Annotated in this window: 15 protein-coding genes; 6 read left to right on the top strand and 9 right to left on the bottom strand. The window is 72.3% G+C overall.

Translation table 11 applies throughout. The features are described from left to right. Positions 1-29 precede the first annotated feature (29 nt). Genes pafA through rfbA form a run of 3 tightly spaced genes read right to left on the bottom strand, consistent with a single transcriptional unit; the run spans position 30 to position 2,971 of the window. A complete protein-coding gene (gene pafA / locus O7615_RS26685; RefSeq protein WP_278180532.1) occupies positions 30-1,388 on the bottom strand; it encodes a Pup--protein ligase in 1,359 nt (452 codons plus the stop codon). Positions 1,389-1,445: 57 nt separating this feature from the next. Then, on the bottom strand, positions 1,446-2,063 hold the full coding sequence (rfbC, locus tag O7615_RS26680) for a dTDP-4-dehydrorhamnose 3,5-epimerase (RefSeq protein ID WP_278180531.1): 618 nt from the start codon (positions 2,061-2,063) through the stop codon (positions 1,446-1,448). After that, positions 2,060-2,971, bottom strand: a complete 912-nt coding sequence (rfbA, locus tag O7615_RS26675; RefSeq protein WP_278180530.1) for a glucose-1-phosphate thymidylyltransferase RfbA — start codon at positions 2,969-2,971, stop codon at positions 2,060-2,062. Before rfbA ends, rfbC begins: the two co-directional genes overlap by 4 nt. 84 nt (positions 2,972-3,055) lie before the next feature. Here rfbA and rfbB point away from each other — a divergent pair, with 84 nt between their 5' ends. From rfbB to O7615_RS26645, 6 genes are read left to right on the top strand one after another with little or no spacing between them, the layout of a single operon-like run. Further along, positions 3,056-4,057 carry a dTDP-glucose 4,6-dehydratase gene (gene rfbB, locus O7615_RS26670; protein WP_278180529.1) on the top strand — a complete coding sequence of 334 codons (1,002 nt, stop codon included), beginning with the start codon at positions 3,056-3,058 and terminating at the stop codon, positions 4,055-4,057. Beyond that, a complete protein-coding gene (rfbD, locus tag O7615_RS26665) occupies positions 4,054-4,938 on the top strand; it encodes a dTDP-4-dehydrorhamnose reductase (protein ID WP_278180528.1) in 885 nt (294 codons plus the stop codon). The genes rfbB and rfbD overlap by 4 nt, the downstream gene beginning before the upstream one ends. After that, on the top strand, positions 4,935-5,333 hold the full coding sequence (locus O7615_RS26660) for a DUF2304 domain-containing protein (RefSeq protein ID WP_278180527.1): 399 nt from the start codon (positions 4,935-4,937) through the stop codon (positions 5,331-5,333). The genes rfbD and O7615_RS26660 overlap by 4 nt, the downstream gene beginning before the upstream one ends. Continuing rightward, positions 5,326-6,027 carry a glycosyltransferase family 2 protein gene (locus tag O7615_RS26655; RefSeq protein WP_278180526.1) on the top strand — a complete coding sequence of 234 codons (702 nt, stop codon included), beginning with the start codon at positions 5,326-5,328 and terminating at the stop codon, positions 6,025-6,027. Before O7615_RS26660 ends, O7615_RS26655 begins: the two co-directional genes overlap by 8 nt. Next, on the top strand, positions 6,024-7,328 hold the full coding sequence (locus tag O7615_RS26650; protein WP_278180525.1) for a polysaccharide biosynthesis protein: 1,305 nt from the start codon (positions 6,024-6,026) through the stop codon (positions 7,326-7,328). The genes O7615_RS26655 and O7615_RS26650 overlap by 4 nt, the downstream gene beginning before the upstream one ends. Beyond that, the gene (locus O7615_RS26645; RefSeq protein ID WP_278180524.1) at positions 7,325-8,353 is read left to right on the top strand and encodes a glycosyltransferase family 2 protein; all 1,029 of its coding nucleotides are present in this window, start codon (positions 7,325-7,327) and stop codon (positions 8,351-8,353) included. The genes O7615_RS26650 and O7615_RS26645 overlap by 4 nt, the downstream gene beginning before the upstream one ends. 18 nt (positions 8,354-8,371) lie before the next feature. On the opposite strand, the gene prcA is transcribed toward O7615_RS26645, so the two are convergent. The 6 genes from prcA to O7615_RS26615 all read right to left on the bottom strand — a co-directional run bounded on the left by prcA (position 8,372) and on the right by O7615_RS26615 (position 14,264). Continuing rightward, a complete protein-coding gene (gene prcA / locus O7615_RS26640) occupies positions 8,372-9,205 on the bottom strand; it encodes a proteasome subunit alpha (protein WP_278180523.1) in 834 nt (277 codons plus the stop codon). 64 nt (positions 9,206-9,269) lie between these two features. Next, positions 9,270-10,109: a proteasome subunit beta gene (prcB, locus tag O7615_RS26635; protein WP_278180522.1), complete on the bottom strand. Its 840-nt coding sequence runs from the start codon at positions 10,107-10,109 to the stop codon at positions 9,270-9,272. Further along, complete coding sequence (locus tag O7615_RS26630; RefSeq protein WP_278180521.1) at positions 10,028-10,273, bottom strand: endonuclease VII domain-containing protein; 246 nt, start codon at positions 10,271-10,273, stop codon at positions 10,028-10,030. The genes prcB and O7615_RS26630 overlap by 82 nt, the downstream gene beginning before the upstream one ends. 60 nt (positions 10,274-10,333) lie before the next feature. Next, positions 10,334-10,549, bottom strand: a complete 216-nt coding sequence (locus O7615_RS26625; RefSeq protein WP_278180520.1) for a ubiquitin-like protein Pup — start codon at positions 10,547-10,549, stop codon at positions 10,334-10,336. Positions 10,550-10,669: 120 nt separating this feature from the next. Beyond that, positions 10,670-12,187 (bottom strand): depupylase/deamidase Dop, encoded by a 1,518-nt coding sequence (dop, locus tag O7615_RS26620; RefSeq protein ID WP_347405103.1) that lies wholly within the window; start codon positions 12,185-12,187, stop codon positions 10,670-10,672. 109 nt (positions 12,188-12,296) lie between these two features. Beyond that, the gene (locus O7615_RS26615) at positions 12,297-14,264 is read right to left on the bottom strand and encodes a hypothetical protein (protein ID WP_278180519.1); all 1,968 of its coding nucleotides are present in this window, start codon (positions 14,262-14,264) and stop codon (positions 12,297-12,299) included. Positions 14,265-14,323: the final 59 nt, after the last annotated feature.

The following is a 14,323-nucleotide window of genomic DNA, read 5'->3' as shown; positions in this document are numbered from 1 at the left end:
CCACCCGTGACGGGCGGGCCGGGTAGTGGTCACATGCTGGCGATCAGCCGCTCCACCCGCTCGTCGTACGCCCGGAACGGGTCCTTGCACAGCACGGTCCGCTGCGCCTGGTCGTTGAGCTTCAGGTGCACCCAGTCGACGGTGAAGTCCCGCCGCTTCTCCTGGGCGTGCCGGATGAACTCACCGCGCAGCCGGGCCCGGGTGGTCTGCGGCGGCGTCTCCTTGGCCTCGAAGATCTCCGGATCGGTGGCCACCCGGTCCACCTCGCCGCGCCGCTCCAGCAGGGCGTAGAGCCCTCGACCCCGGCGCAGGTCGTGGTAGGCCAGATCCATCTGCGCCACCCGGGGGTGCGACAGCGGCAGGTCGTGCTTGCGCTGGTAGCGCTCGATCAGCCGCAGCTTGGTCACCCAGTCGATCTCCCGGGAGACCGGCTCCAGGTCACCGGTCTCCACCGCCCGCAGCACCCGGCCCCACAGCTCGACGACCCGCTTGGCGGTCTGGTCGCCGCCCCGGCGCTCGACGAACTCGATCGCCTTGGCGAGGTACTCCTGCTGGATCTCCAGGGCGCTGATCTCCTTGCCGGAGGCCAGGCGCACCTTCCGCCGGCCGGTGATGTCGTGCGACACCTCCCGGATCGCCCGGATCGGGTTCTCCAGGGTGAGGTCGCGCATCACCACGCCGGCCTCGATCATCCGCAGCACGATGTCGGCCGTACCGACCTTCAGCAGCGTGGTGACCTCGTTCATGTTGGAGTCGCCGACGATGACGTGCAGCCGGCGATAGCGCTCCGCGTCGGCGTGCGGCTCGTCCCGGGTGTTGATGATCGGGCGGCTACGGGTGGTCGCCGAGGAGACGCCCTCCCAGATGTGCTCGGCCCGCTGGGACAGGCAGTAGACGGCGCCGCGTGGCGTCTGCAACACCTTGCCCGCGCCACAGATCAGCTGCCGGGTGACCAGGAACGGGATCAGTACGTCGGCGAGCCGGCCGAACTCGCCGTGCCGGGAGACCAGGTAGTTCTCGTGGCAGCCGTACGAGTTGCCGGCCGAGTCGGTGTTGTTCTTGAACAGGTAGATCTCGCCGGCGATGCCCTCGTCGTGCAGCCGCTTCTCCGCATCGATGAGCAGCCCTTCCAGGATCCGTTCGCCGGCCCGGTCGTGGGCGACCAGGTCGACCACCGAGTCGCACTCCGGGGTGGCGTACTCGGGGTGGGATCCGACGTCCAGGTAGAGCCGCGCGCCGTTGCGCAGGAACACGTTGCTCGACCGGCCCCAGGACACGACCCGGCGGAAGAGATACCGGGCTACCTCGTCAGGGGACAGCCGCCGCTGCCCACGGTAGGTGCAGGTGACGCCGTACTCGGTCTCCAGACCGAAGATTCGCCGCTCCATGATGAGACATTAGCCGTACGGAGGCCCTGTTCGTCACTGTCGCGGCACGCGCCCGTGTCACACACCCCCGGAATGCGGCGCGGCGCGCAGACCCGCCTCGTACTCCCGGCAGGTGCCGTAGACCGGCAGCAGACCCGCCGCCCGGGCCTGGGCCAGGGTCGGCGCGGCGGCGTCGCGGGCGGACAGCTGCGGCGACCCGGCCGGCCAGTCGATGCCCAACTCCTCGTCCAGCGGATGCACCGCGTGCTCCGCCGAGGGGGTGTAGGTGGTCGAGCAGAGATAGGTCAGGGTGGCGTCGTCGGTCAGCGCGCAGAAACCGTGACCGAGCCCCTCGGCCAGGTAGACCGCGCGCCGGTCCAGGTCGTCGAGGCGGACGCCCTCCCACCGGCCGAAGGTGGGTGAGCCGACCCGCAGGTCGACGACCACGTCCAGCACCGCGCCCCGGACACAGGTGACGTACTTCGCCTGCCCCGGCGGCACGTCGGCGAAGTGGATGCCGCGCACGACGTCCCGGGCCGAGACGGAGAGGTTGCCCTGGGCCAGCCGCAGCGGGTGCCCGACCGCCTCGGCCAGCCGGTCGAAGCGGTACCACTCCAGGAAGAGCCCGCGGGGGTCGCCGTGCTGCTGTGGCGTGATCTCCCAGGCGCCCTCGATACTCATCGGCCGCAGCTTCATCGGGCGGCCCCGGGACCGGCGAACTCGCCGATCAGCTCGTCGCGCTCGCCGCTGAGCAGGTCGAGCAGGTAGTCGCCGTAGCCGCTGCGGGTCAACGGTTCGGCCAGGGCGCGCAGCTGCGCGTCGTCGATCAGCCCGGCGCGCCACGCCACCTCCTCGACGCAGCCGATCTTCATGCCCTGCCGCTCCTCGATCACCCGGACGAACTCGGCGGCCTGCATCAGCGAGGTGAACGTGCCGGTGTCCAGCCAGGCGGTGCCCCGGTCCAGCACGGTGACCGACAGCTCGTCGCGGCACCGGTACGCCTCGTTCACCGCGGTGATCTCCAGCTCGCCCCGGGCGCTGGGGGTGAGCCCCCGGGCGATCTCCACCACCCGGTTGTCGTAGAAGTACAGCCCCGGCACCGCGTACCGGGACTTCGGCCGCGCCGGCTTCTCCTCGATCGACAGCACCCGGCCGTCGGGGCCGAAGTGCACCACGCCGTACGCCTGCGGGTCGGCCACCGGATAGGCGAAGATCCGCCCGCCCACCGGGTCGCCCGCGGCGGCGAGCTGCCGACCCAGGCCCACCCCGTGGAAGATGTTGTCGCCGAGGATCAGCGCCACCGCCTCGTCGCCGATGAAGTCCGCGCCGAGCACGAACGCCTGGGCGATGCCCTCCGGTCGGGGCTGGGCGACGTACTCCAGCCGGAGCCCGAACTGGTCGCCGTCACCGAGCAGGCGCTGGAACTGGTGCTGCTCCTCCGGTGTGGTGATCACCAGGATCTCGCGCACCCCGGCCATCACCAGGGTGGAGAGCGGATAGTAGATCATCGGCTTGTCGAAGACCGGCATCAGCTGCTTCGACACCGCCCGGGTGATCGGCCACAGCCGCGATCCGGTGCCACCGGCGAGCAGGATTCCACGCACCCGGGGAGCCTACCGGCAGCCCAACCGGCCGGCACGTCTCGCCTGCGCGGCGCGGATGGCCACCTCGCGTAGACTTCCGGACCCGTGAGGATCCTGGTCACCGGCGGAGCCGGATTCATCGGTTCGGAGTACGTCCGAATGGTGCTCGGCGTGCCCGGCGGCAGCGCGGCGGGCGTGCCGGCGCTGGAACCGGCGCAGGTCACCGTGCTCGACGCCCTCACCTACTCCGGCAACCTGGCCAACCTCGCCCCGGTCGCCGACGACCACCGACTCCGCTTCGTCCACGGTGACATACGTCACCCGGATGTGGTGGACCGGGTCGTTCCGGGGCATGACGTGATCGTGCACTTCGCCGCCGAGTCGCACGTCGACCGCTCCATCGCCGGGGCCGCGCCGTTCGTCACCACCAACGTGCTCGGCACCCAGACCCTGCTCGACGCCGCCCTGCGCCACGGCGTCGCCCGGTTCGTCCACGTCTCCACCGACGAGGTCTACGGCTCCATCCCCGAGGGCTCCTGGACCGAGGACTGGCCGCTGGCCCCCAACTCCCCGTACGCCGCCGCCAAGGCCGGCTCCGACCTGCTCGCCCTGGCCTACCACCGCACCCACGGCCTCGACGTGGTGGTGACCCGCTGCTCCAACAACTACGGGCCGTACCAGTACCCGGAGAAGGTCGTTCCGCTGTTCGTCACCAACCTCCTCGACGGACACACCGTCCCGCTCTACGGCGACGGCGGCAACGTGCGCGACTGGCTCCACGTCCACGACCACTGCCGCGGCGTCGCCCTCGTGCAGCACAAGGGCCGCACCGGTGAGGTCTACCACATCGGCGGCGGCACCGAGCTGACCAACAAGGACCTCACCGCCCGTCTCCTGGACGCCTGCCACGCCGGCTGGGACCGCGTCGTGCCGGTCCCCGACCGCAAGGGCCACGACCGCCGCTACTCGCTGGACATCACCAAGATCAGCAACGAGCTGGGGTACGCCCCGAGCATCACCCTGGACGCCGGGCTGGCCGACACCGTCCGCTGGTACCGGGACAACCGCGCCTGGTGGGAACCGTTGAAGGCGACGGCGGCCGGATGAGGTTCCTGGTGACCGGTGCGGGCGGCATGCTGGGGCGGGACCTGGTGGACGTGCTGGCCGCGCGGCCGGCGCACACCGTGCACGCCGCCACCCGGGCGGAACTCGACATCACCGACGCCGCCGCCGTGCACGCCGCCGTCGGCGGGCACGACGTGGTGGTCAACACCGCCGCGTGGACCGACGTCGACGGCGCCGAACAGCACGAGGCGGCCGCGACCGCGGTCAACGGCGACGCCGTCGCCCACCTCGCCACCGCCTGCGCCACGCACGGCGCCCGCCTGTTCCAGCTCTCCACCGACTACGTCTTCCCCGGCGACGCCACCACCCCCTACCGCGAGGACGCGCCGACCGCACCGGTGAACGCGTACGGTCGCGGCAAGCTCGCCGGGGAACGGGCCGTCACCCGACTGCTGCCCGACGCCGGATACGTGGTGCGCACCGCCTGGCTCTACGGCGCCCACGGCCGCAACTTCGTCACCACCATGCTCGGCCTGGCCGAGCACCGCGAGTTCCTCGACGTCGTCGACGACCAGCGGGGCCAACCCACCTGGTCGTACGCGCTGGCCCGCCAGCTCGTCGCGCTCGCCGAGGCCGCCCACGCCGGACACGCCCCGCCCGGGGTCTACCACGGCACCTGCTCCGGCGAGACCACCTGGTACGGGCTGGCCCGCGCGGTCTTCGCCCGGCACGGGCTCGACCCCGACCGGATCCGGCCCACCACCGGCGCCCGCTTCCGGCGACCCGCGCACCGACCGGCGTACAGTGTGCTGGCGCACGACCGATGGGCCGACGCCGGGCTACCGCCCCTGCCGGACTGGCACGCCACCCTGGTCGACGCGTTCGCGCCCGCCGCTCCACCCTCCCCGTGGAAGGTCGCATGAAGCTCACCCTCGTCACCGGCCTGACCGGTCTGGTCCTGCTGGCCACGATCGTCGAGTTGCTGCGCCGCCGGCAGCTGCGGGAGAAGTACGGCATGCTCTGGCTCGGGCTGCTGTTCGTGGTGATCCCGCTGTCGCTGTTCCCCCGGCTGCTCGACGGCGTCGCGGACGTGCTCGGCGTGGCCTCCGGGGTCAGCCTGGTCCTCTTCCTCGGCATCGTCTTCCTGCTGCTGGTCTGCATCCACCTCAGCTGGGAGGTCAGCGCGCTGGAGGAGGAGACCCGCACCCTGGCCGAGGAGTTCGCCCTGCTGCGCACCGAGGTTGAGGCGGACCGGGCGGAACGGGCGGCGCAGGCGGGCCGGGCGGAGCAGGCGGAGATGGTGGCCCGTGATGGTTAACGGCAAGCGCCTCCTGATCATCATCCCGGCGCTCAACGAGGCCGCCTCCATCGGCGACGTCGTCGGCGAGATCCGCGGCGAGCTGCCCGGCGTGCACGTGCTGGTCGTCGACGACGGCTCCACCGACCACACCGCCGCGGTGGCCGCCGCCGCCGGCGCCCGGGTCGCCCGGCTGCCGTACAACCTCGGCGTCGGCGGCGCGATGCGCCTCGGCTACCGCTACGCCCACGACCATGACTACGACGCCGCGGTGCAGATCGACGCCGACGGGCAGCACGACCCCCGCTACGTGCCGAAGCTGGTCGACCTGCTCGACGACTACGACCTGGTCATCGGGGCGCGCTTCGCCGGCGAGGGCGAGTACACCGCCCGCGGCCCCCGCCGCTGGGCGATGGGCATGCTGTCGATGGTGCTCTCCGGTCTGGCCGGCACCACGCTGACCGACACCACCTCCGGCTTCCGCGCCGCCAACCGAAGCATGATCAACATGTTCGCCCGGTGGTACCCCGCGGAGTACCTCGGCGACACCGTCGAGACGCTGGTGCACGCCGCCCGCCGCGGCTACCGGATCCAGCAGGTCCCCGTCGCGATGCGCCGCCGGATGGCGGGCACCCCCAGCCACTCCCCGGTCAAGGCGATGATCTACCTCGGCCGGGCGCTGGCCGTGCTCACCCTGGCCCTCATCCGCCGGTGATCCCCCGCCTGCTCCGCCTCGTCCCGCCCGGCACCCTCCCCATCGGCGCGGGGCTGGCCCTGGTCGGGCTGGCCTCCTACGTCCACCTCGCCCTGGCCGGGCACAACCTCGACGCCGCCGGCTACTCGTCGCTGTCGGTGCTCTGGTCGGTCGTCTTCACCCTCGGCATCGGCGTGTTCTTCCCCGTCGAACAGGAGGTCGCCCGGCTCGTCGCGGCCCGCCGTACCCGGGGACTGCCCCCCGGGCCGGTGCTGGCCCGGGGCGCCACCGTCGCCGCCGCCGTGCTCGGCCTGCTCTTGCTGGCCGTCCTCGGCGCCGCCGACACCCTCGCCGACCGGCTCTTCGACGGCGACCGCGCCATGGTGGCGACCCTCGGCGGCGCGCTGGCCGCGCTGGCCGTGGCACACACCACCCGGGGCGTGCTCTCCGGGCTGCGCCACTTCCGCTGGTACGGCACCCAACTCGGCCTCGACGGCGGACTGCGCATCGGCCTGGTCGCCGCGCTCGCCGTGGCCGGGGTCGACTCCCCCGTGGCGTACGCGCTAGTGCTGGTCCTCGCGCCCCTGCTCGGCGTCGCGCTGACCGCCGCACCGGTGCTCCGGGCGATCGGCGGCGGCCCGAAGGTCGGCTGGTCAACCCTGCTGCGCGGCCTGGCCCTGCTCACCGTCTCCAGCCTGCTCGCCCAGGTGGTGGTCAACATCGGCGTGATCAACGTACGGCTGCTCGACCCCACCGACGTGGCCACCGCCGGCGCGTTGCTCTCCGCGCTGGTGCTGGTCCGCGTACCGCTGTTCGTCTTCGGCTCGATGCAGGCCGCCCTGCTGCCCGGCCTCTCCACCGCCGCCGCCACCGGCGACGACCCGGCCTTCGCCGCCCTGCTGCGCCGGGCCATGACGGTCGTCACCGCCATGGGTGCCGCCGGTGGCGTCCTCGCCGTGCTGCTCGGCCCCTGGCTCGTGCGGGCCCTCTTCGACGCCCCCGCCGTCCTCGGCCACGGCGACTTCGCCTGGCTCTCGCTGGCCACGCTGGCGTACCTGTGGGCGATGGTGCTCGGCCAGGCGCTGCTGGCCCGCGACCGGCACCACGCCCAGGCCGTGGCCTGGACCGCCGGCATCGCCGCGCTGGCCGCCACGACCCTGGCCCCGCTGCCCGTCGCGCTGCGGGTCGAGCTCGGCTACACCGTGGGCTCCCTGGTGGTCGCCGCCGTCATGGTCGTCCTGCTGCGTCGCCGCCCCCGCACGACCATGCCCGTCCCGCCCGCCGCGACCCCCGTGCCCGCCACCTCCGGAGGCGTTCCATGAACCCACCCCACGTGACCGCGGTGATGCTCGCCTACGGCCCCGAACCCTGGCTCGTCGACGCCGCCCGCGCCGTGCTGGCCAGCACCGGCGTCGACATCGAGCTGGTCCTGGTCGACAACGGCTGCACCGGCGACGGCGTCGACGTGGTCAAGGGCCTGCCCGGCGTACGGGTGATCCGCCCGGAGGAGAACACCGGCTACTCCGGCGGCAACAACCTCGGCGCCGCCGAGGCCACCGGCGACTGGCTCGCCTTCGTCAACTCCGACGCGATCGTGGCTCCCGACGCCCTCGCCAGGGTCGTCGAGGTGGCCGCCGAGCCGGGCGTCGGCGCCGCCATGGCCTCCATCCGGCTCGCCGACGACCCCGACCTGATCAACACCTCCGGCAATCCGCTGCACTTCACCGGCCTGTCCTGGGCCGGCGGCAACGGCGAACCGGCCAGCGCCCACGCCCGGCGCACCGTGGTGCCGTCACTGAGCGGCTGCTGCTTCGTCATCAGCCGGCCCCGCTGGGCCGAGTTGGGCGGGTTCCCCGCCGAGTACTTCGCCTACCACGAGGACACCGAACTCAGCCTGCGGCTGTGGCAACGCGGCCTACGGCTGGAGTACGTGCCGGACGCCGTGGTCCGCCACCACTACGAGTTCTCCCGCAACGACCTCAAGCTCTACCTGGTCGAACGCAACCGCCTGCTGACCCTGCTCACCGCCTACCAGGGCCGGACCCTGGCGCTGCTGGCGCCGATGCTGCTGCTCACCGAGGCCGCCATGTTCGCCGCCGCGCTGGCCGGCGGCTGGGCCCGGCAGAAGACCCGCGGCTGGGCCTGGCTGTGGCGCCACCGCGACTGGGTACGCGCCCGCCGACGACGCCTACAGGCCGAGCGTACGGTCGGCGACGGCGTGATCGCCGACCTGATGACCGCCCGGGTGGCCCCGTCGAACGTGGCCGCGCCCCCCGGCACGGGCGTCTTCAACGCCGTCGCGGCCGCCTGGTGGGCCCTGGCGAAACCCCTGCTCCGCCAGGGCTGACCCGCCTCGCCCCGATCGTCAGGCGTCGGGCTTGTCGCCCGGCTTGTCCTCCAGGTCGGCGGAACCGGCCGAGGTGGTCGGCTTGTGCGCCTCCTCCGTCGGCGTGGTCGGCGTCTGCGCCCGGTCGCCCTCGGCCGCCGACCCGTCGTCCGCGCCGCCGTCGAGCAGCGCGGTCAGCGCCGCACCGGTGATCCGGCGGAAGGTACGCCCCACCCGGCCACGATCCAGGATCGCCACCTCCAGCTGGTGGGCGGCGATCGTGCGGGCGGCACCGCCCTCGCCGCCGACGCTGCCCAGCGCCCGCACCGCCACCTTCACCGCCTCGCCGAGCGACATGTCCGGCCGGTGGTGCGACTTGAGCACCCCGGCGATCGCGTCCGCCTGGCCACCCATCGCCATCCGGCCCGGCTCGTCGGTGACCGACCCGTCGTAGGTGTTGCGGTAGAGCGAGTCCTCCTCCGGGGTGGCACCCACCTCGGCCACACAGATCTCCACCTCGAACGGCTTCGACTGCTCCGTGAAGATCGCGCCGAGGATCTGCGCGTACGAGTTGGCCAGCGCCAGCCCGGTCACGTCACGGCGGTCGTAGCTCAGGCCGTTCAGGTCGGCCATCCGCACGCCGGCCCGGCGCAGGTTCTCGAACTCGTTGTACTTGCCGACCGCGGCGAACCCGATCCGGTCGTAGATCTCGCTGACCTTGTGCAGAGCGCTGGAAAGATTCTCCGCGACGAAGAGCACGCCACCGGCGTAGCTCACGACCACCGCGCTGCGCCCCCGGGCGATGCCCTTGCGGGCCAGCTCGGAACGGTCGCGCATGATCTGTTCGGGTGAGGCGTAGAACTGCATGGCCACGGCGGCGGCTCTCCTTCGGGCGGTACGGGGGGACTGCGGTCAGCTGCGGGCGGGGTGCGGCGGTTCAGCCGCCCGGATTCTCCATCCGGGCGGCGACCACGCTCTCCGCGATCGCCGAGGTCTCCACGTCGGTCAACCGGTGCGTCCCCTCCGCCGTCGCGGTCATCACCACCGGGTAGATCCGCCGGGTCAGGTCGGGCCCGCCGGTCGCGGTGTCGTCGTCGGCGGCGTCGTAGAGCGCCTCCACCGCCAACCGCACCGCGTCGTCGACGGACAGGCCGGCCCGGAACCGCTTCTTCAACGCCGACTTGGCGAACAGCGAGCCCGAGCCGATCGCGTCGTAACCAGTCTCCTCGTACGGGCCGCCGGTGACGTCGAAACTGAAGATCCGCCCGGCCCGCACCGGGTCCTTCGCCGCCAGGTCGAACCCGGCGAAGAGCGGGATCACGGCCAGCCCCTGCATCGCCGCGCCCAGGTTGCCCCGGATCATCGAGGCGAGTCGGTTCGCCTTGCCGTCGAGCGAGAGCATCGCGCCCTCGATCTTCTCGTAGTGCTCCAGCTCCACCTGGAACAGTCGCATCAGCTCGATGCCGATGCCGGCGGTGCCGGCGATGCCCACCAGCGAGTACGCGTCGGCCGGGTGCACCTTCTCGATGTCCCGCTGGGCGATCAGGTTGCCCATGGTGGCCCGCCGGTCACCGGCCATCACGACACCGCCGGCGGCGGCGATGGCCACGATGGTGGTGGCGTGCGGGGCCAGGTCGGCGGCCATGCCCGGGGGCAGCGCCCGGCGGCCGGGCAGCATCTCGGGGGCCACCTTGCTCAGGAATGCCGTGAAGGAGGACGTCCCCGCGTTGGTGAACACATCTGGAAGACGCCCGGATGGATCAAGACCCGCTGCCACGTGGTTCCTCTCAGGTACGTGATGGCCCTGGCCAGCCTCGTGGGACTGTCACGGAACTGGCCAAGACCACCGTTGCAGTTGAAGCAGAGTATCCCGCGCACCCACCCGGTGCGATGATCGTGGTCCACATGTTCCGGATCGGGGTCACCGCAGACCGCGCACACGCCGTTCTGCCCGGCCGACAGCTCGTTCCGTCCACCCTCCGGGCAGGTCGGGCATATGCGTCATTGTCCCCCTTTTTGCACGTATCCCCTCACGAACTCCTCGGCGTTCTCCTCCAGGACGGAGTCGATCTCGTCGAGCAGGTCGTCGACGTCCTCGGTGATCTCGGCGTGCCGCTCGGCGACCTCCGGGTTCGCCTCGACGGCCGCGTCCTCGACTTCTTCGCCCTGCCGGGACTTGCCCGACTGCGACTGACCGCCGCTGTCACGAGTGGCCACTGTTGCCTCCTCCACGATCTCCCTGCGATGAACTTACCTCGCGGGCATGACGAAACGCCCGCCGCGCGCCGGTACCGGGGAACCAGCGCGCGGCGGGCGGACGACGACCCGACGGGTGACTCAGCCGCCGGTCAGGGTCTCCAGCAGATCCTTCGCGCTGGCGCAGCGGTCGAACAGCGCGCCCACGTGCCCCTTGGTGCCGCGCTCCGGCTCCATCATCGGCACCCGCACCAGCGACTCCCGGCCGACGTCGAAGATGACCGAATCCCAGCTGGCGGCCACCACCTCGGAGGCGTACTGCGCCAGGCAGCGACCCCGGAAGTAGGCCCGGGTGTCCTCCGGCGGCTCGGTCATCGCCGTACGGCTCTCCTCGTCGGTGAGCAGCGTCCTCATCGACCCACGGGAGACCAGCCGGTGGTAGAGGCCCTTCTCCGGGCGTACGTCGGAATACTGCAGGTCGACCAGCTGGAGCTTGTGCGAGCCCCAGCCGAGCTTCTCGCGCTCCCGGTAGCCCTCCAGCAGCCGCAGCTTGGCCACCCAGTCCAGCTCGTCGGCGCAGAGCATCACGTCGCGCCCCAGCCGGTCCAGCACGTCCTCCCACCGGTCCAGCACGTCGGCGGTCTGCTCGTCGACGTCGCTGCCGTAGCGGTCGTCCACGAATGCGCGTACCCGCTCCAGGTAGGCCCACTGCACGTCCATGGCGGTCAGCCGGCGCCCGTCGCGCAGCCGCATCCGGTGGGTCAGCGACGGGTCGTGGCTGACCGCGCGCAGCTCGCCGACCGGGTCGGCGATGCCGAGGTCGGGACCGAGCGCCTTCTCCTCGATCATGGTGAGGATCAGCGCGGTGGTGCCCACCTTGAGATAGGTGGAGATCTCCGAGAGGTTGGCGTCGCCGATGATGACGTGCAGCCGGCGGTACTTGTCCGCGTCGGCGTGCGGTTCGTCGCGGGTGTTGATGATCGGCCGCTTGAGCGTAGTCTCCAGGCCGACCTCGACCTCGAAGAAGTCGGCACGCTGGGAGATCTGGAAGCCGCTCTGGCCGCCGTCCTGCCCGATGCCGACCCGCCCGGCGCCGCAGACGATCTGCCGGGTGACGAAGAACGGGGTCAGGTACGCCACGATGTCGGCGAACGGCGTCTGCCGACGCATGAGGTAGTTCTCGTGCGCACCGTAGCTGGCGCCCTTGTTGTCGGTGTTGTTCTTGTAGAGGTGGATCTGTGCCGCGCCCGGGATCGTGGCGGCCCGCCGCGCCGCCTCCGCCATCACCCGCTCCCCCGCCTTGTCCCAGCGGACGACGTCACGCGGGTTCGTCACCTCGGGGGTGGAGTACTCCGGGTGGGCGTGGTCGACGTAGAGCCGCGCGCCGTTGGTGAGAATCACGTTGGCCAGCCCGAGGTCCTCGTCGGCGAGTGCCTCGGCCGGGTCGTATGCCGCACCGGAGTAGGTGAAACCCCGGGCGTCGCGCAGCGGTGACTCCTCCTCGTAGTCCCAACGGGCCCGACCACCCCGGTTCAGTTCCGGGCGGGCGCCGTAGGCGTTCACCACCTGTGAGGAGGTGACCATCGGGTTGGCCCCGGCCTGGCCGGGCACGGAGATGCCGTACTCGACCTCGGTGCCCATGATCCGTCTTACGCTCATCGACCTACCCGCTTCGTTTGCCCGACCGGTCCCCCGTCACGTCGAGCGTAGTCCGCGACCGGCCAACCGGGGGCGTGGCGGTGGCGCGGCGTACCGCGGGTCGCGCCGGTCAGGCTTGCGGTTCGTCGACGAGCATCATCTCCACGGTCACCCGGTCGCGCAGTTCCGGGTCGGCCCGGAGCAGCCGGTCGACCCGCACCCGCGCGCCGTCGGTGGTGACGACGAGCCGGATCTCACCGGGCGTCCGGCGCAGCATCTGCACGGTCCGATCCGGTTCGACGAAGACCATGTGGTAGATGGCGGGCTCGGTCCACGCGGTGGTGCCCTGGAGGGTGGAGACGCAGATGTTCGCCAGGTAGGAGCGGTACGGGATGCGGTCGAGGACGACCGTGGTGACCCCGTCGGGCGGATAGCGCCGGTTGACCTCCTCGCACACGGCGGCCGCCCGGGTGGGCTGGTCGACCTGCTGGTGCACCCAGCGCTGCGCCCAGGTCGGCGGGTCGGCGACGAGCAGGCTGCGGTGCCAGCCGGTGACGCCGGCGAGCAGCACGGTCGCGGCGGCCACGGTGACGGCGGTGAACGCGGCCACGACGGTACGCGCCGGGCGGCGGTCGCGCGGGACCGGCAACAGCCGCACCACGGCGGCGGTGCCGACGATGAGCAGCACGGTGGTGAGGTGCCCGGCCTTGTTGAAGTAGTAGCCGGGTTCACCGCCGAGGCTGACGCTGGCCTGCCCGATGGCGAGGGTGAGTGCGACGCTGGCCAGCAGGACGAAGAGCCAGTGTCGCCAGGCCGGATCGGTGCGGCCGAGCCAGAGCGCGTGCAGCAGCAGCGCCGGCACCACGAGGGCGCCGAGGCCGCCGAGGGCGAGCCAGGTCTCGGTGAGGTCCGGCCCCACGGCGGCGGTGAGCGATTCGGTCTGGTTGGCGCGGAACACGCCGAGCAGGATCGGCACCGGAGTAAGGGCGGCGGTGGCCAGGCCGATGGTCAGCGCGGTGCCGCGTACCCGGAGCACCTCGCGGCGCTGGGCGAGCAGCGCGCCGAGCACGATGACGGCGGCGGCGGGCAGGAACAGGTAGTAGGTGTAGCCGATCGCGACGAGCAGGGCGCCGAGCAGCAGCAGGTGTTCGCGGAGGGCGGCGACCGGCCGGGCGACGAGGGCGGCCAGGGCGACGGTGAGGGCCAGCCCGAGCGTCTCGGTGGGGTATCCGGAGAGCAGCATCCGGGGCATCTGGGTGCCGAGGACGAGCGCGCCGACGACGACGGTGAGCACGCCCCGGCTCAACGGGTGCAGCGGGCCGGGCAGGCGGTGTGCGGCCCAGAGCAGGATGAGCACGAACAGGCCGAAGCCGGCGATGTTCCACCAGAGGTACGGCGACACCGCCTCGACCCCGGCCGGCGCGGCGCCGGGCAGGGTGCGGTGGCCGTCGAGCAGGGCGACCAGCAGGTGCCAGCCCTGCGGGTAGTAGACGAGCAGGGAGAGGAGCTGCTCGCGTACGGCGGCGGGGTCGACGAAGGCGTACCCGCCGTGCCGGCCGAGGACGTCGACGAGGGTGAGATGGCGCAGGTGGTCCTCGCCCCTGCCGAGGATGGTGAGCTGGCCGACGAGGCCGTCGGCGCGTACCACGGGTTGGGCGAGGTAGCCGACGAGCGCGGCGGTGCCGACCACGGGGAACAGGTCGGCCCAGGCCGGACGCGGCAGGGTGGGGCGCCGCCCGGTGGCCAGGGCGGCCAGGACGAGCACGGTGAGGGCGGTGCCGGTCACCGGGACCGGTGCCATCCCCCACGGCCAGACGGCGAAGAGCAGGCCGGCGGCGGCGGTGAGGCCGATGAGCAGGACGGTGGCGAGCAACAGCCGGTCGAGCAGGGTGCGGCCGCCGCGCAGCACGCTCGCGGTGGCCAGCAGGACCAGCGGGGGCAGCACCCAGGGGGCGTCGACGGCGGTCGCGACGAGCGGCAGGAGCCAGGCCACCGCCAGGGCGGCCAGCGCGGCGAGCGGGCGGCGGTGCGGCGGGGTGGGGCTGGGGGTCGAGGTCGGGACGAGCGGCGGGGCCAGCTCGCTCTGCTCGGTGGGCACGCAGATCCTTTGCGTAATGGGAGAGTCGTTCCGAATCCTACCGGCGTCGTCCGTCGCGT

The sequence above is a fragment of the Micromonospora sp. WMMD1082 genome, from assembly GCF_029626175.1.
Lineage (GTDB): Bacteria > Actinomycetota > Actinomycetes > Mycobacteriales > Micromonosporaceae > Micromonospora.
Note: the sequence above shows the minus strand (reverse complement) of the source record. Positions and strands in the feature narration are given on the sequence as shown.